We start from the raw sequence: 24,962 nt of genomic DNA on the forward strand, positions 1-24,962 counted from the left end.
AGCCCCGACAAGCATAAGACGAGTCGACCGAAAGGTTGCACTTTAACCTTTTGGACGGCTTGTCTGTAGACCATCGATGGGCTAGGCGCTGGAGCTGGATAATTCTCAAAGTCGAAAATTTTTTATACTTTCTTATCACGAAGCAAAGAACCGTGTCATTTTTGACCGGTTCTTTGCTTTTTATTAATTTTATACAAACTGAAAAGGATCTGTATTTACTTCCGATGGAAAAATGTCTACTTGGTAACCTGAATCTTGACACAACCTTTGCAAGACTTTAGTAACCCCTTTTTTCATCACTTTTTCAACATTATGTCCTGGGTCAATCATATTTAACCCCTGCATCATCGCATCATGGGCTGTGTGATAATAGATATCCCCTGTAACATACACGTCTGCACCTTTAAACTTAGCATTCATGAAGTATTTATTTCCGTCTCCGCCCAATACTGCAACCTTTTTAACCATAGAGGTTAAATCCCCTATAACCCGAACATTAGACACCTCTAATGAAGTTTTCACTTTCTCCGCAAATTCGGCTAATGTCATTTCATTGACTTTCCCGATTCGTCCAAGGCCAAGAATGTCACTTTTATTCTCTACAGGATACACATCATAGGCAACCTCTTCATATGGATGTGCTTTTATCATTGCTGTAATGGTTTTCTTTAGAATAGGTTCGGGGACAATGGTTTCCACTCTTACTTCGTCGACCTCTTCTAGCTTACCTGGCTTTCCAATATACGGAGTAGAATGTTCTCCCGGTAAAAACCTTCCCGTCCCATTGGAAGAAAAAGAACAATGACTATATTCACCAATAGATCCGGCCCCAGCATTACCCAATGCTTGTCTCATTTCCTCTGCATGGCTAGAAGGAACATAGACAACTAATTTTTTAAGCTTTATATCGTATGTAGGAACCAATATTTCTGCATCCTCAAGGCCTAATGCCTCCGCCAAAAGATCATTTACCCCGCCTTTGGCTACATCTAAATTTGTATGGGCTGCATAAACAGCAATATCGTGTTTTAATAATTTTTCAATCATTTTCCCTTGAGTAGTATCGGTTAACAAGTTTTTTAGAGGACGATAGATCATTGGATGATGCGCAATAATAAGCTGTACATCTTTTTCTATCGCCTCATCAATGACATTCTCAAGAACATCAAGAGCAATCATTACCCGTTCAACCCTTTTGTTTAATCGCCCGATTTGTAAGCCAATTTTATCCCCCTCCATGGCCAATCCCTTTGGAGAAAATTGTTCGAAAAGTTGGATGATTTCATGACCGTTCGGTTTCTTCACTATTCAGGACCTCCCCTACTTGTCTTATTTTATCGAGCAGCTCTTTCCTTTTTTCAATTGTTTCAGCCGTCTCGGAGGCTCCTTCAAGAGCCTGGTAAATCCGCTGCCAGTTTTTCTTTTCCAATGTCCACTTCTTTTTAAAAGTTTCATTCTTTTGCTTCAGAAGAAATGGTCCTAATAAAAGCCCCTCTTCTTTCTTTTCCATGTACGGCTTAGCAGGGTCTCCCTTTTCTGCTACTAAAATCTCGTAGATCTTTGAGTCTTCCTCAATAATTTCTTCTGCAATTAACTCCCAGTTGTTTGCTAAAAGCCATGTTCGAATCGAGATTGCACTAATATTGGGTTGTAATACTAGCCGCTTAACTGAATCCAGCTTATCTCTGCCACTGTCCAAGATACTGGAGATAAGGGCTCCACCCATTCCAGCAATCGTAATACAATCGACCTCACCAGGCTGAATAACCTCCAGCCCATCGCCCATACGAACAACAATTTTATCAGACAGTCCTTCTGCCAATACATTTTTCTCTGCGGATTGAAATGGTCCTTGAGCAACTTCCCCTGCGATTGCAAATGAAATTTTTAAATTTTTTGCTAAATAACAAGGTAAATACGCATGATCTGACCCAATATCCGCCATTCTTGCCCCTTCTGGCACATAGTTTGCAACTTTTGTTAAACGGACTGATAACTTATCTGTATTCAAAATTCCACCACATTTATTTATGTATTTTTAATTTAGTATAAAAAAAGTCCTTCACTGATGCAAAGGACCTTTTTTATTATTTGATTTTAGATACCCATTCTGCCATTGCTTCTGCTTGTTCTTGAGGAACAAGACCAGATGGCATGTTGCCTTTTCCTTTTGTGATGATGTTGACAATTTCTTCTTTAGAATACTTTTTGCCAACACCCTTTAATGTAGGACCTACTACCCCTTGATACTGATCCCCGTGACAGGCCACACAAGTTTGCTTATAAATATCCTCTGGCTTTGTTGCTGCAACCTCTGTTGTCTCGCTGCCTTTTCCTTCCCCATTATCCTTGGCCATTTCTTTCATGTCTCCCAGGCCTTTGAAGGAAAGAATAAACACTAATACAATCCCAAAAACCATGACAAGAATGTAAGGAATTACCGGATTCCGTTTCATGATCTTACCTCCCTTATGTACGAACGCTTGTTAAAAATAAATAGTCTACAAACAACTACTATTTTACTTGAAAAATAACAGAAGGAAAAGCCCTAAACTTATTTTATCACTATAATCTATATAAAATAGAAAAAACAGGCAGAAAAAAATAAATAATTATTTTTTCTGCCTCTTGAGCATTCTGTATTCATAATTAACAGCCAATGAGGCGAGAGATAACTATTCTTTGTACTTCCGATGTCCCTTCTCCAATTTCGAGCAGCTTGGCATCACGCATCATTCTTTCCACCTGATATTCCTTCATATAACCATATCCCCCATGTATTTGAACGGCTTGATCGGTGACTTCCATGCAGATTTCAGATGCGTATAACTTACACATTGCTGCTTCTTTTGAAAACGGCCTGCCTTGGTCTTTCAACCATGCAGCTTTATAAACCATGTTTCGTGCTAACTCAATTTTCATCGCCATATCGGCAAGCTTAAATTGAACAGCTTGAAAAGAAGAAATAGATTTACCAAATTGCTTTCTTTCCTTGGCATATGCTAAAGCCCTCTCGTATGCACCCTGAGCGATACCTACAGCCATTGCACCAATTCCGATACGTCCACCATCTAAAGTGATTAAAAACTGTCTAAAGCCCTCTCCACGCTTCCCTAGAAGATTATCAACAGGAACTTTTACATCCTCTAACACCAACTCCGTTGTATTGGAGGCATTCAATCCCATCTTTTCATAATTATCAATAACGGTAAAACCCTCCGCCCTTGTGGGAACAATAATCGCACTAATCTCCTTTATTCCATCCTTTCCACCTGTCACAGCGGTTAATGCTAAATGTTGTGCATAACTGGCATTCGTAATGAAACACTTATTTCCATTTATAATAAAATGACCATTTTCCTCTTTGGCAAAGGTTTTTGTGCCTCCAGCATCCGATCCGGCATTAGGTTCAGTTAAACCAAAAGCTCCTAATGATTCTCCGGTACAAATCGGAGTTAAATAATTATGCTTTTGCTCCTCAGTACCAAACATATTAAGTGGTGCACCGCCTAAGGAAATATGTGCAGAGTAGGTTATTCCTGTAGAACCACAGCCCCTGCTTAGTTCTTCGACGACGATGGCAAAACTAATTGTATCTGCTCCGCCGCCGCCATATTCTTCAGGAAAAGGAAGACCCATCATCCCCATATCACTTAGCTTTTTAAAAATCTCTATAGGAAACCGTTTTGTTCGATCACGATCTACAGCACCTGGTGCCACTTCTTCCTCTACAAATTGCCGCATCGTTTGTTTGATCATTTGTTGTTCAGATGTTAAGTCAAAATTCATCTCCATCCCCCTAAAACAACATTGTATACGCTTTCTTTTTTATTATATGGTATTTTTGAATAATTCCCAACAATTTAAAAATAAAAAATATATTATGTTATCCAAATATAAGTGTCAATTCCATGAACAAGGATGGGAAAGAAATTTTTTTCCGATATAAAGTACGGTTAAACTATTGGCAGTGCCCCTTTTTTCTTTTGTAAAAAAGTAAAATAGTCAAAAATTCAGGAAAGATTCACAAAAGCCTATTTGCAAAATGAGAGACAATTCAGTAAAATAACAAATACAGAAAGTGCTTTCATTGGAAAATGGTTTCCGTTTTTATCAAAAAAAATAGTTCACTTCAATTAAGAAGTAAACTATAAGTATGCACAACATTCAGTTATTCTAAGAAATCCTTTAAACGTTTGCTCCGGCTTGGATGGCGTAACTTCCGCAATGCTTTGGCTTCAATTTGGCGGATACGTTCACGAGTAACACCAAAGACTTTCCCAACCTCTTCAAGAGTACGAGTTCGTCCATCATCCAATCCAAAACGAAGTCTAAGAACATTTTCTTCTCGATCTGTTAAAGTATCAAGAACATCTTCTAATTGTTCTTTTAATAATTCATATGCTGCATGCTCAGAAGGTGATGTCGCATCTTGGTCTTCAATAAAATCACCTAAGTGTGAATCGTCTTCTTCACCAATAGGTGTTTCAAGTGAGACTGGTTCTTGGGCGATTTTCAAGATTTCACGAACTTTATCAGGAGTTAAATCCATATCTTCACCAATTTCTTCAGGTGTTGGTTCGCGGCCAAGATCCTGAAGTAGCTGACGTTGAACTCGGATTAGCTTATTGATTGTTTCCACCATATGAACAGGAATACGAATCGTTCTTGCTTGGTCAGCAATTGCGCGCGTAATCGCTTGTCGAATCCACCAAGTAGCATAAGTACTAAATTTAAAGCCTTTACGATAATCAAATTTCTCAACGGCTTTAATTAGACCCATATTTCCTTCCTGGATTAAATCAAGGAACAACATTCCTCGGCCAACATACCGTTTTGCAATACTTACAACAAGTCTTAGGTTCGCTTCGGCAAGACGACGTTTTGCTTCTTCGTCTCCTTCCTCAATTCGGTTTGCAAGCTTTATTTCTTCTTCGGCAGAAAGCAGATCAACACGGCCAATTTCTTTTAAATACATACGTACAGGGTCGTTAATTTTAACTCCCGGAGGAACGCTAAGATCATTTAGATCGAATTCTTCATCGTCTTCTTTAGCCAATTTCTTAATATCTGGATCTTCTTCATCACTTTCGCCTACTAATTCAATTCCTTGCTCAGTTAAGGATTCATAAAATTCATCCATTTGGTCAGAATCTAAATCAAAATTAGCCATCTTTTCAGCAATATCATCATAGGCAAGGACACCGATTTTTTTACCCAGCTCAGTTAACTGGTCTTTTACTTGTTCAAGGGTTAATTCATTTTCAACCTCTTTTGAACGGGCTGATTTTTCTGCAGCCATATGTCCCCCTCCTTCCAAAATCAAAGACAATAAAATGAGATTTATAACAATTTACGCAAGTGATTAATCTCTAGGGCAATCTCTGCGGCCTTACTAAAGTTTTTTTCTCGTTCTGCTTCTTTTAGCTCTACTTCTTTTTCTTTTATCTTTAACATTTTTTGATAATTCAACACCTGTTTGATATAATCAGTTAATTCTTGATTTGTCAGCTCATCATTTATTGACATCATTTCGATGTCAGCAACTGATCTTCTAAGATTATCATCTTGAATATAGGTCAAAAATGCGCTGGTATTAGGTTCTAAGTGATCTTCAAAAAATGCTAACAGATATGTTATTATTGCCTGATGTTCATCTTTATTAAACGTCTGTCCTGCAAGTAATTCCTGAACCTTATACGCTACATCACGATTTTTTAGCATATGGGCTATTAAACGCCTCTCAGCCGTTATATATGCCGGTTTCAGTTCTTCAGCAGGCTTTACAATTAACAAAGGCTTAGCAGGTACTTCTTTGTTACCATTTGTTTTTCTTTTTTCGGCAAAATAGATTTGTTTTTGTTGTTGTTTTAATGCCTCCAAAGAAAGAGAAAACTCTGCAGCCAACTGCCTTAGGTAATGATCCCGTTCAACAGCATTATCAAGTTTGCTGATTTCCTTTATAATCTGTTCGATGTAAGCGAGCTGTTCTCCTTCAAGCTGAAGGTTTTTTCCACGGCGGAAGTAGAGAAATTTAAAGGCCATCCAGGTTAAACTCGCGCCAATTACTTCATTGCGGAACTTATCTTCACCATTCTTTTGAATATATTCATCAGGATCCAGCCCATCTGTCATCATGGCTACTTTTATTTGAAAACCAGCTTCGTGAAGATGGTTTCCTGCCCGGTAAGCAGCCTCGATACCCGCTTTATCGGAATCATAACAAATAGTAATTGTTTGAACATTTTGCCTAAGTAGAGTGATATGCTCATCTGTTAAAGCTGTGCCCATCGTGGCAATACCATTTTCTACGCCAGCCCGGTCTGCAGCAATTACATCGGCAAATCCCTCAAATAAGACAGCATACTGCATTTTTTTTATACTTGGCTTAGCCAAGTGATAATTATATAAAATTTTACTTTTATTAAAGATTGCTGTCTCGGGACTATTTAGATATTTTGGCTCATCGGCCCCAAGTGATCTCCCTGAAAAAGCAATCGTATTACCGTGACGGTCAAAAATGGGAAACATGATCCGATCTCTAAACCGATCAAAATATGTCCCATCTCGTTCTCGTTTGATAATTAAACCGGCCTTTTCCATCCATTCAGGTAAAAAATCCCTTTTTGTAAGAAATTTATAAACAAAGTCCCATGAATTTAATGAATACCCGATTTGAAACTTATCAATCGATTCTTGAGTAAAACCTCTGTTCAATAAATACTCCAAGGCATGCTGACCTTCTTTTGTATTTACCAAGAGATGGTGGTAAAATTTCCTTAATAGCTCATGGGCGTCCATCATCGCTTGAAGCTCTTTGGAAACTTTCTTGCCGCCTCTTTCTTGCGGCATGTTAATTCCTAAATCAATATTTACCTTCGCTGCTAGTTTAATGGCTGCCTCTTGAAATGATACTCCTTCCAGCTCCATTAAAAAAGAGAATGCATTTCCTCCCGCTCCACAACCAAAACAATGGAAGATTTGTTTGTCAGGTGATACTGAAAATGATGGGGTGCTCTCTCCATGGAATGGACATAATCCGAAGTAATTTCGCCCCTGTTTTTTCAGTTGAACATAGTCGCTGATTATCTCGACAATATCAACAGACTGACGAATTTGGTCAATCTTTTCTTCGGCAATAAGGTCTGCCATGAAAACAACTCCATTTGTACTACAGGTATTCGGCAGGCAATTGTTAAATTCCTGCAAATTTCGACAAAATTTTTGTTAATTTCATCACAAATCTTGCTCGATCCTCAGATTGATAAGGTTTTGATCCTTTTCCAGATTCTCCTCTTCTAATAACCTGCATGGTTAAACATATACAGGCCGCAGCTTCCTTACCTGAATCAATATAATTGCAGGTGGCATATGTAATTTTTTTCTCTCACATGATGATCAAAGGAAGCAACAAAATAAACGTCTACGGAAAATTCGGATGCGATTTCGACAATTTCCTCTTTGACCGGGCAAGAATCTGCATCGACAAAATAGCCGGTTTGCCTTTTCCATAAGTATAAATTCTACATCACTCCGCATATTCCTTCTTAAAGAGATAACTTTTATAAAAAGGATTTATGTCGAATTTTTTTTAGGAAGCTGCCTTGACATCTAACAATAAATAGTTTATTCGTTCCAATGCAACTCTAAACCTAAAAAGATATATTTTTATCACAATTTTTTATTATAGTATATTCATTATCATTTTACCATAACTTTTTTTCATTTTTTCTTCTTGAAAAAACACATAATCGATTGATTATGTGTTAAGATCTCCCCTTTTGAATATAATTTAAAATGACATTAGCGGTCTCTTCCACCGCCTTATTCGTCACATCAATCACTGGGCACTTAATTTTCTTAACGATTTTCTCAAAAAAAGTTAATTCTTCTTTTATACGTTCGATATTAGCATAGCTCGCTTGATCGTTTAATCCAAGTGAAAGCAATCGTTCTCTTCTAATATTATTTAATTTTTCTGGGCTGATTTTCAATCCAAAGCATCGATCGATTGGAACCTTATATAATTCTTCCGGCGGATCGACTTCCGGAACCAATGGAACATTTGCCACCTTTAACCGTTTATGCGCCAAATACTGAGATAACGGTGTTTTGGAGGTTCTAGATACCCCAATCAAAACGATATCTGCCTTTAGAAGCCCTCTAGGGTCTCGTCCATCATCATATTTTACTGCGAATTCGATAGCTTCTACCTTTTTAAAATAGTCCTCATCTAGTTTCCTTACCAAACCAGGCTCACATAAAGGCTTTTTGCCGCTAAAAATTTGTATTTGATCAATGATAGGACCGATTAAATCAACTGCTTGTATCCCCTCTTCATCGGCCCGTTCCCTCAAATATGTACGCATATCGGGTTTAACAAGTGTGTAGGCAACCATGCCCTTATCATGGGAAACCAGTGATAATACCTCATCTATATGTTCTTTATCCTCAACATAGGGAAATCTTTTTAATGTCAAACCAGAACCATTGAACTGGCTAATCGCAGCTTTCGTAACTAATTCAGCTGTCTCTCCAACTGAATCAGAAACCACATAAATGATTGGAGTACTCATTCTCTCTTGTCAGCTCCATTTCCTATTATCTTTCCTCATCACCTAACGCCAAAAAGGCTTTTGTAATATTCGTTTTTGTCACTCTGCCTATAACCTCATAACCCTTATCAGATTTTTTAACCACAGGCAAAGCATCAATTTGTTTTTCGATTAGTTTCCTTGCAACATCGATTAATAAATCCTCACGTTCACACATGGTTATATTTGGCATCCTTGTCATAATAATATTAACAGGGATACTTGTAAGTTCTTGTTTCCCAATGCTTGCCCTCAGAAGATCTTTCCTTGATAGCACACCTACTAAGCTGGAATTTTGATCTACTACAAATAAAGTGCCAACATCTTCAAGGAACATAGTACAGATTGCATCGTAAACTGAAACACTTTCACTTATTACGACAGGAATCGATTGGTAATCAGATACAAAGATTTTCTGAAGGTTCTCTGTCAATAACTGAGCCCCTGACTTGCCTGTATAAAAATAGCCAACTCTCGGGCGCGCATCTAAATATCCTGCCATGGTTAGAATGGCCAAATCCGGCCTTAATGTGGCACGGGTCAAACTCAATTGGTCAGCAATTTGTTCACCAGTAATAGGGCCATTATCTTTAACGATTTGTAATATATGCTCCTGGCGTTTAGTCAGTTCGATTGTCCTCACCACCTAAAAAGATACAATAACTTTTTGCCACATATTTATTAAGAAATATTATATACTACATACTCTGAATTTTAAATAATTATGAGACTATAGATAAAAGGTGCGGAGATCCGCACCTTTATTCTAGAAAACCATCTTTTCTTGTAAAAAGCCTGCCAATTCTGAGATAGGAAGTCTTGTTTGTTCCATTGTATCCCTGTCACGAACTGTAACCATGTTGTCTTCTTTTGAGTCAAAGTCATAGGTAATGCAGAATGGCGTTCCAATTTCATCATGACGACGGTAACGTTTACCGATAGAACCAGCTTCATCATAATCCACCGTAAAGTGTTTTGATAATTCAGCAAATACCTCTCTAGCTTCTTCTGAAAGTTTTTTCGATAACGGCAGGACTGCTGCTTTATACGGTGCTAAGGCAGGGTGAAAATGCATCACTGTTCTAGAAGTACCGTCTTCAAGCTGTTCCTCCTCATAGGCATCGATTAAGAAAGCAAGAGTTACCCTGTCGGCTCCAAGGGATGGCTCAATACAATACGGTACATATTTTTCATTCGTTTCAGGATCGAGATAATGGAAGTCTTCACCTGAGAACTCCATATGCTGCTTTAAATCATAATCTGTTCTTGATGCAACGCCCCATAATTCTCCCCAGCCAAACGGGAACTTAAATTCAAAATCTGTAGTTGCATTACTGTAATGAGAAAGTTCATCCTCTGAATGATCACGAAGTCTGATATTTTCCTTTGTAAGCCCCAAAGATAATAACCAGTTTTCCGCAAAATTCTTCCAATAGTTAAACCATTTAAGCTCCTCACCAGGTTGACAGAAAAATTCAAGCTCCATTTGTTCAAACTCTCTAGTACGGAATGTAAAATTACCTGGGGTAATTTCATTACGGAAGCTTTTTCCAATTTGAGCTATACCAAACGGTATTTTCTTTCTCATTGTACGTTGTACATTTTTAAAATTAACAAAAATACCCTGAGCGGTTTCTGGACGTAAAAATATTTCATTTGAACTAGTTTCTGTTACGCCTTGGAATGTTTTAAACATTAAATTAAACTGCCTGATACCTGTAAAATCATGACTGCCGCAGTCAGGACACGCAATATTATGTTCCTTAATCAATTCTTCCATTTTTTCAAATGGAAGACCGTCAACCACTAATTCAATTCCTTTTTCATCAAGTGCATTTTCAATTAGTTTATCCGCACGGTGGCGGGCTTTACAGTTTTTACAGTCAATCATAGGGTCATTAAAGTTTCCAATATGACCAGATGCTTCCCAAGTTCTTGGATTCATCAGAATACTTGCATCTAAACCGACATTATAGGCAGACTCTTGAACAAATTTTTTCCACCAAGCCTGTTTAATATTATTTTTAAATTCAACACCTAATGGACCATAATCCCAAGTATTAGCTAGACCTCCATAAATTTCTGAGCCTGGAAAAATAAATCCTCTGTGTTTCGCGTGTGAAACGATTTGTTCCATTGTTACACCCATTGTTAATCTCTCCTTCTAAAAAGAATTAAAAGTGGAAGTTTGAAGGCTAAAATAAAAAACTCCCGTCTCTATGCTTTTACTAAGCATAGGGACGAGAGTTACCCGCGGTTCCACCCTATTTGCTGCTGATGAGCAGCCTCCTTGTTTACGATTGCTCAGGAACGCCTTCATTAGTGCTCTATACCCTAGCTCACACCGCCCTAGGTTCGCTTTTATAGAGAGATCTAATTACTACTTTCCGTCACAGCAAATATTTTATTATAGAAATAGTATCGAAAACTTTTAACATTGTCAACAAGGCAATTATAACAGATTGCGAAAATGATCCATCGAATTAAGAAACTTTTTAGATTTGAGATGAAGACCAGAATACTCATCATAGTAAGCAGTAATAATTTTTTTTAATTCAGCCTTTGTTTCTTCTTTAACTGAAATATTTCCTAATCTTGAAAGATCAAAATAATAAAATAGACGTAATAATTTAACAGTTGCTGGCAATAATGGAAAATGGTATGGATCTTTTCCAAGACAGCGATGACAGATAAAACCGCCTTCCCTAATCGAAAATGAAAAATGTCCATCCGTGCTTCCGCAAACAGAGCATTTATCTAGGATTGGGTATAGCCCCAATACATTTAACATTTTCATCTCGTATATATTCATAAGAATATCAGGGTCAAAGCCTTCATTCATATAATTTAAAGTCTGATAAAGCAACTCAAAATGAAAAGGGTTTGTTTTTTTATCTTCCGTACATCTATCTGTCAGTTCAACAATATAACTGGCATAGGCTGTTAAAAAGATATCTTCTGCTATGGAGCGGAAAGAAGTATTGATTTCTCCTTGCTGGAGGCTCCCTAAACCAGAACCTGTTTGCAAGAGAAAATACCCATGAGTAAACAGCTGAGAAATAGAGGAAAGGCGGCTATTTGGCTTTTTGGCTCCTCTAGCCATAACACCAATCTTACCACCTTCCCTAGTATATATCGTTACTATTTTATTGGTTTCACCATAATCTGTCGTTCTAATGACAATGCCTTCATATTTCTTAAGCATTTTTGTCACCTTCTAACATACAAGCGAAAACAAACTTATGAAACGGGAAAATCAATTTGTGCTAGATCTTCATTCTGATTTCCGGGTATTTCTTGGTTTTCCTTCTCAAGTTCCTTGAAGAGAAGATATGTGTCAATATTACCTGTCTGTAGGAATACTTTCCACGTAAAATCCATCATCGAAAACCCCACCTTTCATTATTTAGACTAGCTTAATGTTAAATCCCAAACCTTATAATTATCATAGCCTGCCTTTGCCAAAATATAAGACGAAATAATTGTTAATGTTGTCCATGCATAATCTTGATTAAAAGTTAATATTTTAATTAGGGTTTAGATTAGTATTCATCTTCATTGAAGCCATAATCACGGAGTTGGGACATTCTATTTCGCCAATCTTTTTGAACTTTTACCCAAAGCTCCAAAAATACTTTGGAGCCAAGGAGATTTTCAATATCGACACGAGCGCGTTTTCCTATTTCCTTAAGCATGCTCCCTTGTTTACCGATAATTATTCCCTTTTGGGAATCTCGTTCAACAATGACTGTTGCCATGACATGTATAATATCCTTATTTGGCTGCCGTTCCATTTTATCAAGGACAACTGCTAAAGAATGGGGAATTTCTTCCCGAGTTAAATGCAGCGCTTTTTCCCTTATTAGCTCTGTAATAATAAATCTCTCCGGATGATCGGTTACTTGATCAGCTGGATAATATTGCGGGCCTTCTGGTAGGAATACTTTGATTTGATCTAATAATCTTTCGACATTGTTTCCTTCCAATGCGGAAATAGGAACAATTTCTTTAAAGTCGTATTTTTCTTTATATGATTCAATAATAGGCAGCAATTCATCAGGATGAATTTGGTCAATTTTATTAATTACGAGAAAGATAGGGGTATTTACAGATTGGAATTTTTCCAATATAAACTCTTCCCCACGTCCAAATCCTTCTTCGGCATTTACCATAAATAAAATTAAATCAACTTCTTTTAGCGTATTTTGTGCTACTTTCATCATAAAGTCGCCCAATTTGTGTTTTGGTTTATGGATACCTGGAGTATCAATAAATATCATTTGGGCATCAGGAAGAGACAATACACCTTGTATTTTGTTTCTCGTGGTTTGCGGTTTATCACTCATAATAGCAATTTTTTGACCAATAACCCGATTTAGGAAGGTCGATTTCCCCACATTCGGCCGACCAATAATTGATATAAAACCTGATTTGTATCCGTTTTCATTCCCTTTATTTTGCATGTAAATCCTCCGGAGAAAAGGCACCCGGCAGCAATTCAGCTACTGTGATCTCTTGAACATCGCCTTTTAGGTTAGTTAAAATTACCTTCATGTCACTTGGGCATAGTTCAGATATTACCTGCCTGCATGCACCACATGGTGAACAAGGGCGCTCTGTATCAGCAACAACGGCCATCATTTGAAAATCTCTGTCACCTTCAGAATAAGCTTTAAAAAGGGCTGTACGTTCTGCGCAATTGCACATACTGTATGCGGCATTTTCTATATTACAGCCATGATATACTTTTCCATCTGTTGTTAATAATGCTGCTCCCACTCCAAACTTTGAGTAGGGAACATAAGCTTTCTCTCTTGCTTTTTTTGCTTCTTCCATTAGTTGTTCAATGTTCACAAAAAACGTCTTCCCTTCCAGCAAGTTTCTGCTGTTTCTTTATTTTACCTCAAAAAGATGAGAAAATCATTACTTGTAGCGAAAAAGTAATATAAAATTTTAAAAAATTTGAATTTTCTCATAATGTAACTTGTCTGCTCAAAACAAATTATTTTAGTTATTTTACCGAAAATAATTTCTCTTTTCAAATTTATTAAAGTAAGATAACTTTTTCTTTATTGGAACGGCTTTAATACATAAGGCATAAAGATTAAAATGCCCGCAATGGCAGATAGTATTGCATAAATGAAAACTGCTCCAGCAGCAATATCTTTCGCTTGTTTAGCAAAAGGATGATACTCCGTTGTTACTAGATCAACTACCCTTTCAATGGCTGTATTAATTAATTCCAAAGCAAACATTCCCCCGATCGCAAATAGTATAAAGAGCCACTCGATTTTGGTAATTGAAAAATAAATGGACAAACCTATTGCGATAAGGGAACTTATCAGATGGAATCGCATATTTCTTTCTGCTTTAATAGCCGTCAAGATTCCAATAACAGCATACGAAAAGGAACTCAATATTGGATTCTTTTTACCTTTATCGAGTGAGTCCATATTCGTTTAAAATTTCCTTTTGCAATGTAAACATTTCCTTTTCATCCTCTTCTGTCATGTGGTCAAAACCTAAGAGATGAAGGAAACCATGAACAGCTAAAAAACCCAATTCACGTTCAAATGAATGGCCGTATTCCTCAGCCTGCTCTTTTGCTCTCGGAATAGATATAATAATATCGCCTAAAACACGAGGCATATCAACCTCCCCAGTTAATTCTACCTCTCCCTCTCCAAGCTCTTCCATTGCAAAAGAAATAACGTCAGTGGCGGTGTCTTTATCGCGATACTCGCGGTTAATTTCTTGAATCTTTTCATTCGAAACAAAAGTTACCGATACCTCACTATGTTCTTCAATCCCCTGTTTTTTGGCAGCAAAATTTATTAATCTTTCAATATCGAGCATTTGCTGCTCTGTTAATTCATTCGTTTCATCCACACTATCTATAAGTAATGTCATGCTTGCTTCACCTGCTTTGTTTTTGTTAATTCTGGATACTCTATCCTTGAATGAAAAATCCCTTTTAAAGTCTCACATAATGTATGGGAGACAATTTCAATTTCTTTCATGGTGATATCACATTCATTTAATTGCCCATCCTCAAGACGGTCAGCCACGATTTTCTTAACGAGAGACTCAATTAATTCTGGGGTAGGCTGGGATAAGGAACGTACAGCAGCCTCAACGCTGTCAGCAATTCCCACAATTGCTGACTCCTTAGTCTGTGCTTTCGGGCCCGGATAGCGAAAGTCCGTTTCTTTACTATCCGAGTCATCTTGAAGTGCTTTATGATAAAAGAACTTTAGCAAAGTTGTCCCATGGTGCTGCTCTGCAATGTCAATTATTTCTTTCGGCATATGGTATTTCCTTAAAATGGCCGCACCATCTACTACATGCGCAATGATAATAGGGGCACTTTTTTCAGGAGGCAGCCTGTCATGAGGATTATCATGATGTATTTGATTTTCAATAAAGAAGTTCGGTCTTTTGGTTTTCCCAATATCATGGTAATAACTTCCCACCCTTGCCAAAAGTCCATTTGCCCCAATCGCTTCACAGGCAGATTCAGCTAAATTAGCGACCATCACGCTATGATGATAGGTTCCCGGAGCCTCCATTAAAATTTTTCTAAGAAGTGGATGGTTCGGGTTCGACAGCTCAATCAGTCTAATGGATGAAAGGATTCCAAAGCTTGCTTCAAAGAAAGGTAATAATCCAAGAGTTAAGACAGCAGAACTAATTCCAGACACAAGAGCAGTAATAAGATAATAGCCGTACTCAATCCCAGAGTACTGTCCATTAGGCAGCATCATGAAAGCACCAATCGTCAACACATTGATAATGGCGGCAAAAGTACCGGCTTGAAGAATTTTTGATCGGCGATTCTGACTGTTTAAGAACAGAATTGCTGAAATGCTGCTGAAAAGAATATAAATACCTATTGAAAAATTTAGTGTTCCTGTAATTCCTTCATTAAAAAGAATACTTCCACAAACGGCCATAAGGATGGACATGAAAATAGCAAGCTTTTCATCGATAAGTATTTTAATTAGCATTCCCCCCAATGCAGCGGGGAAAATATAGCCGATTCCTTCAAAATTAAAAACTTGCAGCAGACTAATAATTTTCATAATAAAAGTGGAGAGCATGAAAATAAGCCCGAACAATAATAGGTAGGTTTGCCGCTTTTCAGGAAGTGATTTCATTTGATAAAAATAGTAATAGATGCCTGAAAGTATGATAGTGATAAGAACTACCAAACCAATAAACGGCTTATAGGAATGATCATTGTTTATAAGACCGACTAACTTTAATTGTCGATAGATATCCTGATTAATTAATTCCCCTTCTTCCGCAATGATTTGCCCCTGCAGGATTTTTACAGGCTCAACACTTTCTGCTGCCTGCTGTCTAAGTTCTTCGGTTGCATTTGGATCATAGAACTCATTTTGGATAACAGCATATCGGCCTAAGTCAATTGCAGCTAATTTTAAATCATCATGTAAGGTAGTATACTTTAATTCTTCCTCTACCCTTTTCTTAGCATTTTCTACTTCATCTGCAGAAATTCTTTTGGTCATGACATTATTTATGGCCGTAACCGTTAAATCTTTCGCAATGGCCAAATCATCATTGTTAGCATGAATTAAGGCTGTAAAAACTTGATTAGAAAGTTCTTTTGAAACACTAGGGGTTAGTTTAGCTTTTAATTGTGACTCTTTTTCTGAATCACTTGGTTCATCTGAAGTTGTATTTTCCTTTCCTGCTTCTTCTTGTTTTTTTACCTCTTCTTTAATTTCATTATTGAGCTCTATAGCTGCTTGAAATATGGATGTAATTAAATCCACTCGATTTTGGGTATATTCATTTTTCAAAGAATATACAGGCTGCACCTGGTTAATGGCATCTCTACGTTTATTTTCGGTACTTTCCTTATCCTCTACTGTTGCGGGTGAACGTATTGTTTTTTCAGCTACTGAGAACAAGCTTAACTCAAGTTTTTCAGGTTTCACATTGTTGTACATTGCACCAACCAATACAATTCCTAGTACGATAAAAAATAAAACACGAAAAAAAGTTATATCAAGTAATTTACGTATCCGTATGAAGTTCTGCTGTATTTTATCCAACGAAATCCCCCCAAACACGGCCCATCCAACATTGTTATAGGAAAAGAATAACATAATACGACCTTTAAATGCACTTTATGTAAAATCATATCAGTTTATAAGAAAAATTTCACGCTCTTAAAAAGAAGTTTTTGTTTAATTATGGAAAAAGGGATAAACCGATAAGGTTTACCCCCATTTTCTAATTTTGATTTCCCTTTTTTTCGTAGGCTTCAATAATTCTGCCGACGAGCGGATGTCGAACCACATCACCTTGTTCTAAAAAGATAAATGAAATCCCTCGTACATGCTGCAAAATTTCTTCTGCAACAATTAATCCTGATTTAGCACCTTTTGGTAAATCAATTTGTGTTTGGTCACCTGTAATGACCATTTTCGAACCAAATCCGAGCCTAGTTAAGAACATTTTCATTTGTGCATGAGTAGTATTTTGTGCTTCATCTAAAATAACAAAGGCATCATCCAATGTACGGCCCCTCATATAGGCAAGGGGAGCGATTTCGATGGTACCACGTTCAATTAATCTTTGAGTATGCTCTGCCCCTAAAACATCATTTAAAGCATCATAAAGGGGTCTTAAATATGGGTCAACCTTTTCTTTCAAGTCCCCTGGTAAAAAACCGAGGCTTTCACCAGCTTCTACTGCGGGTCTGGTTAATATAATTCTATTCACTTGTCCTGTTTTTAGAGCGTTAACAGCCATGACGACTGCAAGATAGGTTTTACCTGTGCCGGCTGGCCCAATTCCAAAAACAAGATCATTTTTCTTAATCGCAGTCACATAGTGCCTCTGCCCAAGCGTCTTAATTCGAATAGTTTTACCCTTAACATTCTTGCCGATTTCTTCATCATATAAATTCACAAAATAATCAAGAGTGCCTTTTTGAGCCATTTGAATGGCATAAAGTACGTCCCGTTGACTTATATTTATGCCTTTTCGTATTACAAAGATTAATCTGTCTATTATTTCTCCTGCCATAATAACTTTATCTTCATCACCAGATAAGCTGACAGATTCTCCTCTGGTTATAATTGAGACTTTAAGTTCTTCTTCAATTATTTTTAGGTTCTGATCAGAATTTCCCAGCAGCGTAATAGCTTCGGCTGGATTTTCTAACTGTACATTAATCGTTGTTAATTTCTCTGTCATCAGGTATCTCCTTGGAAATCGGTTGTCCGACTGCAATGTTTTCAATTATCTTAAAATGGATATCCAGTTTAACTTTACCATTTTCCATTGCCTTGTGTAAAATTTTTTCATCTTTTATCATAGCATCTTCATCTAAGGTGCTTTTTATTTGTTTTTTTGCAAGTTCTAATGCCATTTTTTCAGCTTCACTATTTGAATAAGTCCGTTGGTACACTTCCCTTTCACGTATCGTTTTATTTATATAAGAAATAGGCAAATCCCATTTTAAAAATCGAACTTTATGCACATTCTTCTCAATCTCATAATGCTTAAATTCGGGTTTACCAAAGCCCCATATAGGCACCTCCAGGTTTCCTATTAAGAGCGAATGTTTTTGCTCCTCCTTGCCATTATACACGTTAAATTTGGTCACCAATGGAAGCTCAACATGGCTTTTATACCAAGTTTCTCCCCATACTTCACCTTTAGCAGCGGTTACTTCGGGATTTTCTTCTTGACCAAACGCTCCTGAAACCAGTAATTGTCCTTTTTCAACATGGTCATTAATATCAACAACCTTTTGACCGCTTTCCACAAACATTTTTACAATGATCGCCTTCTTTTTAGCAATGAGATTCTGCGGTGATAAATGTTCCGGTTTTTTTGGCTCATTTTTTTCAACCACTTGCAGGTGGTAGGTTGTCCCCTTTAACTCCACACCAACCCAGGTTAATGCCCCAATATTATTGGTCAATTGTCTTTGAATGCCTTCAACGTTTTCAACAAAGAATTGCACTTTTCCGATTTTCACTCCCATCTTGTCCAATTCTTTGCGAATTTGATACTCAGTGGCTGGTTTAGCCCCCTTAATTTCTATCCCCCAAACCATGTTAGACAGGAGCAGAATAATAAATAAAAAGGCGGCGGCTCCTAGCATAAAGCCGCTGTTTTTCCACAACCTTTTTAACAAAAATGGCAACCCGCTCCTCTGTAAGAAAGAGATTTTGCAATCACTCTTTCTGGCAAATCTTCTTATTTTGAGGGCATCCTGGACACGCATTTTAAAAGTGATCGTCTCAGTCCCATGGCGTTTAACATTCCAAATATGTAAACCGTTCTTTGTTAAAGCATTTAAAAACCGTTCAAGACCTTTGCCGGATACTCTAACTGTAACTCTGCCATATAGGAATTCAATCCACTGGTTCTTCATTTTGTTCCTCCTACATCATTTATATAAATGACCTGATCTATTTTTCCTTCCAATAAAATTTCTTCGGGTAAGATGGTCTTAATTACAAAACCCTTACCTTTAATTAATAATTGGCCCTGTTTTAACAACAAACGGAGTTCTTTATCAGTAAATGAAAGCAGGCCGCGGTGATTTTCCACATAAATATGGATTTGTCCAATCATTGTTATTCGAGGAAGATCCATCATGACATCTTGAGGAAGATCCATTTTATTAGCCATCCAATTTCGAACACGCTGGCCCCATTTTTTTGCCATAAAAAAGAACCCCCTTTCATCTCATATTTATGAGATGAAAGGGGGTTCTAGCACATCTTTTTCTACTCGTTTTCAATTCAATTAGATCGCTTTTTCACCCTATAAGACTTTTTTGCACGGGGTTCGCCTAGTATTTCTGACCAGATTACTCCATTAATAACTGTTTGAGCTTCTAGAGTGTCCGTTATATATGGTTTGTTTTCTTCCTGATTTGGAATGGCTTCCCTTCGTTCCGTTTGTTTTCTCGCTGCTGCCATTCCCATCCTGCCCGTTTCCGACTCTTGCCTTACTTGAAGATATTCCGTTTCAAGCTTATTCATGTTACTCGTCTTTTCCTCTGCAGTAAATAGAGTAGTATCTTTCGAAAGACTGTCAGAGAAATCCTTAAACCTAGTTTGTATCTGTTCCAGGCGGCGTGGAAAAGGATTCCTTCCTTGGTACCCCTGATTATTTTTTGTTTTGCCAAATATCATGGAGATAACTCCAACAACAATCATGATTAAAATGGTTTCCAAACCCTTAACCCTCCTTTATTCACAAAGTGGGTTTTACTGATCATTCTTCTTCTCACCCGTCATCTTTCCAATTGAGCCTCTCATATCCGTATCAGCGGATATATTTTTAAAATTCATATAGTCCATAACACCAATATTACCTGATTTAAGAGCTTCAGCCATGGCTAGCGGTACTTCTGCTTCCGCTTCCACCACTTTCGCTCTCATTTCCTGTACTTTCGCCTTCATTTCCTGCTCTTGAGCAACAGCCATTGCCCTGCGTTCCTCCGCTTTTGCTTGAGCGATTTTCTTATCTGCTTCTGCTTGTTCTGTCTGTAATTCCGCACCGATATTTTTACCAATATCCACATCTGCAATATCAATCGAAAGAATTTCAAAGGCAGTACCAGCGTCTAAGCCCTTTGACAAAACGGTTTGAGAAATTAAATCAGGGTTTTCAAGAACTTTACTGTGACTATCAGATGAACCAATAGTCGATACGACCCCTTCTCCAACCCGTGCAACCACTGTTTCTTCACCCGCACCGCCGACCAGACGCTCTATATTTGCCCGGACGGTAATTCGCGCTTTCGCTTTTACTTCTATCCCATTCATAGCCACACCTGCGATAAAAGGAGTTTCAATAACCTTTGGATTTACACTCATTTGCACAGCCTCTAGAACGTCACGTCCCGCGAGATCAATAGCAGCACATCGTTCAAATGATAATTCAATATTGGCCCGGTGTGCAGCGATTAACGCATTAACGACACGATCCACATTTCCTCCAGCAAGATAGTGGCTTTCAAGCTGGTTGGTTGTGACATTTAAACCAGCTTTATGCGCTTTAATAAGGGGATTCACAACCCTGCTCGGGGTTACACGCCTAAGCCTCATACCAACCAGCGTAAAAATACTAATCCGGACTCCAGCGGCTAATGCCGATATCCACAGCATGATCGGTACAAAAGATAATAAAATCCCTAAAAAAATGAGGGCAATGATTACTACAGCAATAATAAAAATAGTTCCGCCTGATATTACATCCATATTCCGTACCTCCTAACATTTATTAAATTTCTCTGACAACAATCCTGGCCCCTTCAACCTTTATCACTTTCACACTAGCATTTTTCCCAATGAACCCCCCTTCACTAACTGCATCTACGCGTTCATTGTTAATAATTATCGTGCCAGCCGGGCGTAAGATAGTTAAAGTCCGGCCTTCCAGCCCTAGAAGATCTAAACGGTTAATATTTGAGACATACCCATCCTCTTTTCTAGCTGTTTCAGATAGTACCATCTTATTAAATAAAACCAGTTTCTTTCCAAACGTCTTAATCATCAAAAAGAATACAAAAATAGAGACAGCAATGGCAATTAGAATAGAAACTCCCATTTGTAAGGCATTTTGACCAGCTAAAAAAAGACTTAAAATTAAGGCTGCCACGCCAAGCGTACCTGATATAGCACCAGGTAAAAAGAATTCCAAAAAAATAAGCAGAGTTCCGGCAGCAAATAGAAATAATGTTCCAAATCCTGCTAGTCCTGCTTGAAAGTGACCATAGAAGAAAATGATTAGGGCAAATATCCCTATAAAACCCGCAATTCCGAATTTGGCTGAAAAAAGCTCCAACACAATTCCAACTCCTGCAATCGTTAAAAGAACGGTTACAACAACTGGGTTTGTTAAAATTTCAATCATACCCTGCCCCCCTTTCATCCATTCTTCCCTTCTCTATCTTTTACGACTAAAGACATAAAAAGTTTCAAATTATATAAAAAGACTGCAGGCATTAAAACCTGCAGTCTTTATGTCAGAATACTTATGAAAGGTGTTGTTGTACAAATTTATTAACGAGCGAACCATCTGCTTTACCTTTAACTTTAGGCATAATAGCAGCCATCACTTTTCCCATTTCCGCTTTTGATGTTGCGCCGACTTCAGCGATCGTTTCTTTGACAATCTCTGACAGTTCCTCTTCAGAAAGCTGTTTCGGTAAATACAGGTCGAGAATCTCAAGCTCTGTACGCAATTTATCAACTAGGTCTTGACGACCAGCCTTATCAAATTCATGGAGGGAGTCTTTGCGTTGTTTTACTTCGCGAGAAAGGACTGTTAACTCTGCATCTTCGGATAGCTCTTGTGTACTGAGCTTAATCGCTTCATTTTGTATCGAAGCTTTAACCATCCGAATAACTGAGAGTTTGTCTTTTTCCTTGTTTTTCATCGCTTGTTTCATATCATTGTTCAAACGCTCGAGAAGACTCATATATTACACCCTCTCTTAAAACTTACGTTTTCTTGCTGCTTCAGACTTTTTCTTACGTTTTACACTTGGTTTTTCATAAAATTCGCGCTTTCTTGCCTCTTGCAAAGTACCAGTTTTTGATACTGTACGTTTGAAGCGACGAAGAGCATCTTCAAGCGATTCGTTTTTACGAACGACGGTTTTAGACATTCTCTTTCCCTCCCTCCGAAACACAACACACTTACATTCAATCCATGTACCTTGCAATTATAATATAACCTTGAAACAAGGTCAACTTAATTTCACATGATATCTTTAACTTCCTTACAACTTGTCTAAAAAAATGGCATGTCCCTTCAGATACCGCCATAGAATTTGAAGAGAGGGGGCCATTATTTATGTTTTACATACTCTTATTTGTACTTTGTATATTATTATTTATTTTTGGAATGACGATTATAAGATTCGGATTATTTAATTTATCTGCCAATAAATTAAAAACTTGGTTAATTAAACTGACACGCACACCATTGAAAGGAATGTTAACAGGAACATTTATCACAGCTTTATTGCAGAGCAGCTCAGCAGTAATGGTTATTACAATCGGTTTAATTTCAGCAAGAATTATGACCTTTCCACAATCAATCGGTATTATTCTCGGCACCAACATAGGGACGACCTTCAAGACAGAACTAATTACATTTGATATTGATAAAATCCTCGTTCCATTAGCTGTATGTGGTGCAGGGCTTATTTTGTTTAAAAATAAAAAAGCTAGAAGTATTGGGATGCTTCTTTTTGGGATTGCCTCTGTATTCACCTCGATGAAAGGCTTCGAGCTATTGGCCCAGCCATTAACAGGCATGCCGTTTATCAATAAATTTATTTTATCAATAAATGACAATATCACTTTAAGCCTGCTGACAGGTACAGTTATCACCTCTATTATCCAATCCAGTACAGCGATGACCGGGATTGCGATGGGATTTTTAACTGCCGGCCTGCTCCAGCTTGATGCAGGAATTGCGATTGTCCTTGGGGCAAACATTGGTACATGTATAACAGCAGTGATAGCATCAATTGGAGGAGGGAAAGAATCACGATTAGCAGCTTTTGCCCACGTTTGGCTCAATGTATTTGGAGTATTACTTTTTATCCCGCTCATACCTTTTTTAACGGAAAATGCCACACTTCTTGCAAGTCAAAAAGATGTTCAACTAGCGCATATCAGTGTAATATTTAATGTTGCTACGTCGTTAATTGTCTTACCATTTGCAACAAAGTTCGGCGAGATGATTCTCTTTTTACATGACCGGTCGTCCAAAAAAACGATTACCTAAGAAAAGCGCAAGCGCCTTGACAGCCCCGACAAGCATAAGACGAGCCGGCCGAAAGGTTGCTTTTTAACCTTTTGGACGGATTGGCTGTAGACCATCGAGGGGCTAGGCGCTGGAACTGGACAATTCTCAAAGTCGAATATTTGTATACTTTCTTATCTCATAAAAAAAGGACCTAATTTGGTCCTTTTTTGCTATATTGCAGCTTCTTCTTTGTTAAATACTTCTTCTTTTATAAACGCCGAATCTTCCACAACTTTAACAAATTGTCCTTCATTGTATGGATAACCGGCTTTTGTAATTTTGACTTTTACAATTTTTCCAATCATATCTTCTGTTGCTGGAAATACGACTTTTAAGTAATTGTCCGAGTACCCAACATATAGTCCAGTATTAGCTTCTTCCTTGTATTCTTCTTCTGGAATGACCTCTAATACTTCCCCTTCAAAAAGGGATGCATATTCCTTTGCAAGTTGATCAGAAAGTGAAATTAAGCGGTGAACGCGTTCATTTTTAACTTCCTCATCTATCTGATCCTCCATCCTAGCTGCAGGGGTACCTGTCCGTTTAGAATATGGGAATACATGAAGCTCAGAGAATTTATGCTCTTTAATAAAATTATAGGTCTCCATAAACTCTTCCTCTGTTTCTCCAGGGAAACCGACAATAACATCAGAAGTCACCGCAAGTCCTGGAAGAACTTCCTTGAGCCTGTCTAAGCGTTCCGCAAAGAATTCCATTGTATATTTACGGCGCATACGCTTTAAGACAGTATTGGAACCAGATTGCAGTGGAATATGAAGGTGACGTACGATAATATTAGAATGTTTAATCACTTCAATTACTTCATCGCTAATTTGACTCGCTTCAATGGATGAAATTCGAAGTCTTTCTAAACCTTTTACACCTGCTTCTAGATCACGAAGCAAGGCAGCAAGATTATAATCTTTCATGTCTTCGCCATAACCGCCAGTGTGAATTCCTGTTAACACAATTTCTCTATAACCGGCATTAACAAGCTGCTGGGCTTGATGAATGACTTCTTTAGGGTCACGAGACCTCATCAAGCCACGTGCCCAAGGAATAATACAGAAGGTACAAAAATTATTACAGCCTTCTTGAATTTTCAACGAAGCACGTGTTCTGTCTGTAAAGGCAGGAACATCCAGTTCTTCATAAACTCGATTTTTCATGATATTACCAACGCCATTAATCGGCTGTCGTTCTTTTTTAAATTGTTCAATATAATCCAGCATTTTTACACGGTCCTGGGTTCCTACAACAATATCTACGCCAGGAATCGCCATGATTTCTGCAGGAGAAGTTTGAGCATAGCATCCGGTTACACAAATAACAGCATCTGGATTCTTACGAACCGCACGCCTTATTACTTGGCGACTTTTCTTATCTCCCGTATTTGTTACGGTACAAGTATTGATAATATATACATCGGAAATTGATTCAAAATCAACCCGTTCATAACCTTCTTGTTTAAACAACTGCCAGATGGCCTCTGTTTCATAATGGTTTACCTTACACCCAAGTGTATGAAACGCAACTGTTGCCATT

General features: G+C 37.8%; 26 protein-coding genes. 1 reads left to right on the forward strand and 25 read right to left on the reverse strand.

Going from position 1 to position 24,962, the window contains the following annotated elements:
* Positions 1–189: 189 nt before the first annotated feature.
* The 24 genes from CVD27_RS25710 to rpsU form a co-directional block, all read right to left on the reverse strand.
* Positions 190–1,305 carry a Nif3-like dinuclear metal center hexameric protein gene (locus CVD27_RS25710; RefSeq protein ID WP_101651825.1) on the reverse strand — a complete coding sequence of 372 codons (1,116 nt, stop codon included), beginning with the start codon at positions 1,303–1,305 and terminating at the stop codon, positions 190–192.
* Positions 1,283–2,011, reverse strand: coding sequence for a tRNA (adenine(22)-N(1))-methyltransferase (locus tag CVD27_RS25715; RefSeq protein ID WP_101651827.1), 729 nt, complete (start codon positions 2,009–2,011; stop codon positions 1,283–1,285). Before CVD27_RS25715 ends, CVD27_RS25710 begins: the two co-directional genes overlap by 23 nt.
* Before the next feature lie 76 nt (positions 2,012–2,087).
* Complete coding sequence (gene cccA, locus CVD27_RS25720; RefSeq protein WP_101651829.1) at positions 2,088–2,456, reverse strand: cytochrome c550; 369 nt, start codon at positions 2,454–2,456, stop codon at positions 2,088–2,090.
* A 193-nt stretch (positions 2,457–2,649) separates the two neighbouring features.
* Positions 2,650–3,789: an acyl-CoA dehydrogenase family protein gene (locus CVD27_RS25725; protein ID WP_101651831.1), complete on the reverse strand. Its 1,140-nt coding sequence runs from the start codon at positions 3,787–3,789 to the stop codon at positions 2,650–2,652.
* Positions 3,790–4,171: 382 nt separating this feature from the next.
* The gene (gene rpoD / locus CVD27_RS25730; RefSeq protein WP_101651832.1) at positions 4,172–5,302 is read right to left on the reverse strand and encodes an RNA polymerase sigma factor RpoD; all 1,131 of its coding nucleotides are present in this window, start codon (positions 5,300–5,302) and stop codon (positions 4,172–4,174) included.
* Positions 5,303–5,343: 41 nt separating this feature from the next.
* Positions 5,344–7,152, reverse strand: a complete 1,809-nt coding sequence (gene dnaG, locus CVD27_RS25735; RefSeq protein ID WP_101651833.1) for a DNA primase — start codon at positions 7,150–7,152, stop codon at positions 5,344–5,346.
* A 614-nt stretch (positions 7,153–7,766) separates the two neighbouring features.
* The gene (locus CVD27_RS25745) at positions 7,767–8,576 is read right to left on the reverse strand and encodes a pyruvate, water dikinase regulatory protein (RefSeq protein WP_101651834.1); all 810 of its coding nucleotides are present in this window, start codon (positions 8,574–8,576) and stop codon (positions 7,767–7,769) included.
* 25 nt (positions 8,577–8,601) lie between these two features.
* Positions 8,602–9,240 (reverse strand): helix-turn-helix transcriptional regulator, encoded by a 639-nt coding sequence (locus CVD27_RS25750; RefSeq protein WP_101651835.1) that lies wholly within the window; start codon positions 9,238–9,240, stop codon positions 8,602–8,604.
* Between the two features lie 120 nt (positions 9,241–9,360).
* Positions 9,361–10,743 carry a glycine--tRNA ligase gene (locus tag CVD27_RS25755; protein WP_101651836.1) on the reverse strand — a complete coding sequence of 461 codons (1,383 nt, stop codon included), beginning with the start codon at positions 10,741–10,743 and terminating at the stop codon, positions 9,361–9,363.
* A gap of 303 nt (positions 10,744–11,046) precedes the next feature.
* Positions 11,047–11,799, reverse strand: a complete 753-nt coding sequence (gene recO / locus CVD27_RS25760; RefSeq protein ID WP_101651837.1) for a DNA repair protein RecO — start codon at positions 11,797–11,799, stop codon at positions 11,047–11,049.
* Between the two features lie 35 nt (positions 11,800–11,834).
* On the reverse strand, positions 11,835–11,978 hold the full coding sequence (locus tag CVD27_RS25765; RefSeq protein WP_098529956.1) for a YqzL family protein: 144 nt from the start codon (positions 11,976–11,978) through the stop codon (positions 11,835–11,837).
* A 158-nt stretch (positions 11,979–12,136) separates the two neighbouring features.
* Positions 12,137–13,057 carry a GTPase Era gene (gene era / locus CVD27_RS25770; protein WP_101651838.1) on the reverse strand — a complete coding sequence of 307 codons (921 nt, stop codon included), beginning with the start codon at positions 13,055–13,057 and terminating at the stop codon, positions 12,137–12,139.
* Positions 13,047–13,430 (reverse strand): cytidine deaminase, encoded by a 384-nt coding sequence (locus CVD27_RS25775; RefSeq protein WP_374703109.1) that lies wholly within the window; start codon positions 13,428–13,430, stop codon positions 13,047–13,049. Before CVD27_RS25775 ends, era begins: the two co-directional genes overlap by 11 nt.
* Before the next feature lie 233 nt (positions 13,431–13,663).
* A complete protein-coding gene (locus tag CVD27_RS25780; RefSeq protein WP_101651840.1) occupies positions 13,664–14,047 on the reverse strand; it encodes a diacylglycerol kinase family protein in 384 nt (127 codons plus the stop codon).
* A complete protein-coding gene (gene ybeY, locus CVD27_RS25785; protein ID WP_101651841.1) occupies positions 14,031–14,504 on the reverse strand; it encodes an rRNA maturation RNase YbeY in 474 nt (157 codons plus the stop codon). The genes CVD27_RS25780 and ybeY overlap by 17 nt, the downstream gene beginning before the upstream one ends.
* On the reverse strand, positions 14,501–16,675 hold the full coding sequence (locus CVD27_RS25790) for an HD family phosphohydrolase (RefSeq protein WP_101651842.1): 2,175 nt from the start codon (positions 16,673–16,675) through the stop codon (positions 14,501–14,503). Before CVD27_RS25790 ends, ybeY begins: the two co-directional genes overlap by 4 nt.
* A gap of 181 nt (positions 16,676–16,856) precedes the next feature.
* On the reverse strand, positions 16,857–17,825 hold the full coding sequence (locus CVD27_RS25795) for a PhoH family protein (protein ID WP_101651844.1): 969 nt from the start codon (positions 17,823–17,825) through the stop codon (positions 16,857–16,859).
* Positions 17,800–19,014, reverse strand: a complete 1,215-nt coding sequence (gene yqfD, locus CVD27_RS25800; RefSeq protein ID WP_101651845.1) for a sporulation protein YqfD — start codon at positions 19,012–19,014, stop codon at positions 17,800–17,802. The genes CVD27_RS25795 and yqfD overlap by 26 nt, the downstream gene beginning before the upstream one ends.
* Positions 19,011–19,310 (reverse strand): sporulation protein YqfC, encoded by a 300-nt coding sequence (yqfC, locus tag CVD27_RS25805; protein ID WP_101651847.1) that lies wholly within the window; start codon positions 19,308–19,310, stop codon positions 19,011–19,013. The genes yqfD and yqfC overlap by 4 nt, the downstream gene beginning before the upstream one ends.
* Positions 19,311–19,387: 77 nt before the next feature.
* Entirely contained in the window at positions 19,388–19,825 is a 438-nt protein-coding gene (locus tag CVD27_RS25810) for a hypothetical protein (protein ID WP_101651848.1), read from the reverse strand.
* Positions 19,826–19,858: 33 nt separating this feature from the next.
* On the reverse strand, positions 19,859–20,854 hold the full coding sequence (floA, locus tag CVD27_RS25815) for a flotillin-like protein FloA (RefSeq protein ID WP_101651850.1): 996 nt from the start codon (positions 20,852–20,854) through the stop codon (positions 19,859–19,861).
* A gap of 22 nt (positions 20,855–20,876) precedes the next feature.
* On the reverse strand, positions 20,877–21,509 hold the full coding sequence (locus CVD27_RS25820; RefSeq protein ID WP_101651852.1) for an NfeD family protein: 633 nt from the start codon (positions 21,507–21,509) through the stop codon (positions 20,877–20,879).
* A 121-nt stretch (positions 21,510–21,630) separates the two neighbouring features.
* Positions 21,631–22,077 carry a GatB/YqeY domain-containing protein gene (locus CVD27_RS25825; RefSeq protein WP_101651854.1) on the reverse strand — a complete coding sequence of 149 codons (447 nt, stop codon included), beginning with the start codon at positions 22,075–22,077 and terminating at the stop codon, positions 21,631–21,633.
* Positions 22,078–22,092: 15 nt separating this feature from the next.
* Positions 22,093–22,266 (reverse strand): 30S ribosomal protein S21, encoded by a 174-nt coding sequence (gene rpsU / locus CVD27_RS25830; RefSeq protein ID WP_007087607.1) that lies wholly within the window; start codon positions 22,264–22,266, stop codon positions 22,093–22,095.
* Between the two features lie 188 nt (positions 22,267–22,454).
* Between rpsU and CVD27_RS25835 the strand changes: the two genes are divergently transcribed.
* On the forward strand, positions 22,455–23,396 hold the full coding sequence (locus CVD27_RS25835; protein ID WP_101651856.1) for a Na/Pi symporter: 942 nt from the start codon (positions 22,455–22,457) through the stop codon (positions 23,394–23,396).
* Positions 23,397–23,587: 191 nt separating this feature from the next.
* On the opposite strand, the gene mtaB is transcribed toward CVD27_RS25835, so the two are convergent.
* Positions 23,588–24,961 carry a tRNA (N(6)-L-threonylcarbamoyladenosine(37)-C(2))-methylthiotransferase MtaB gene (gene mtaB / locus CVD27_RS25840; protein ID WP_101651858.1) on the reverse strand — a complete coding sequence of 458 codons (1,374 nt, stop codon included), beginning with the start codon at positions 24,959–24,961 and terminating at the stop codon, positions 23,588–23,590.
* Position 24,962: the final 1 nt, after the last annotated feature.

The organism is Neobacillus cucumis, assembly GCF_002860255.1.
GTDB classification, from domain to species: Bacteria; Bacillota; Bacilli; order Bacillales; family Cytobacillaceae; genus Neobacillus; species Neobacillus cucumis_A.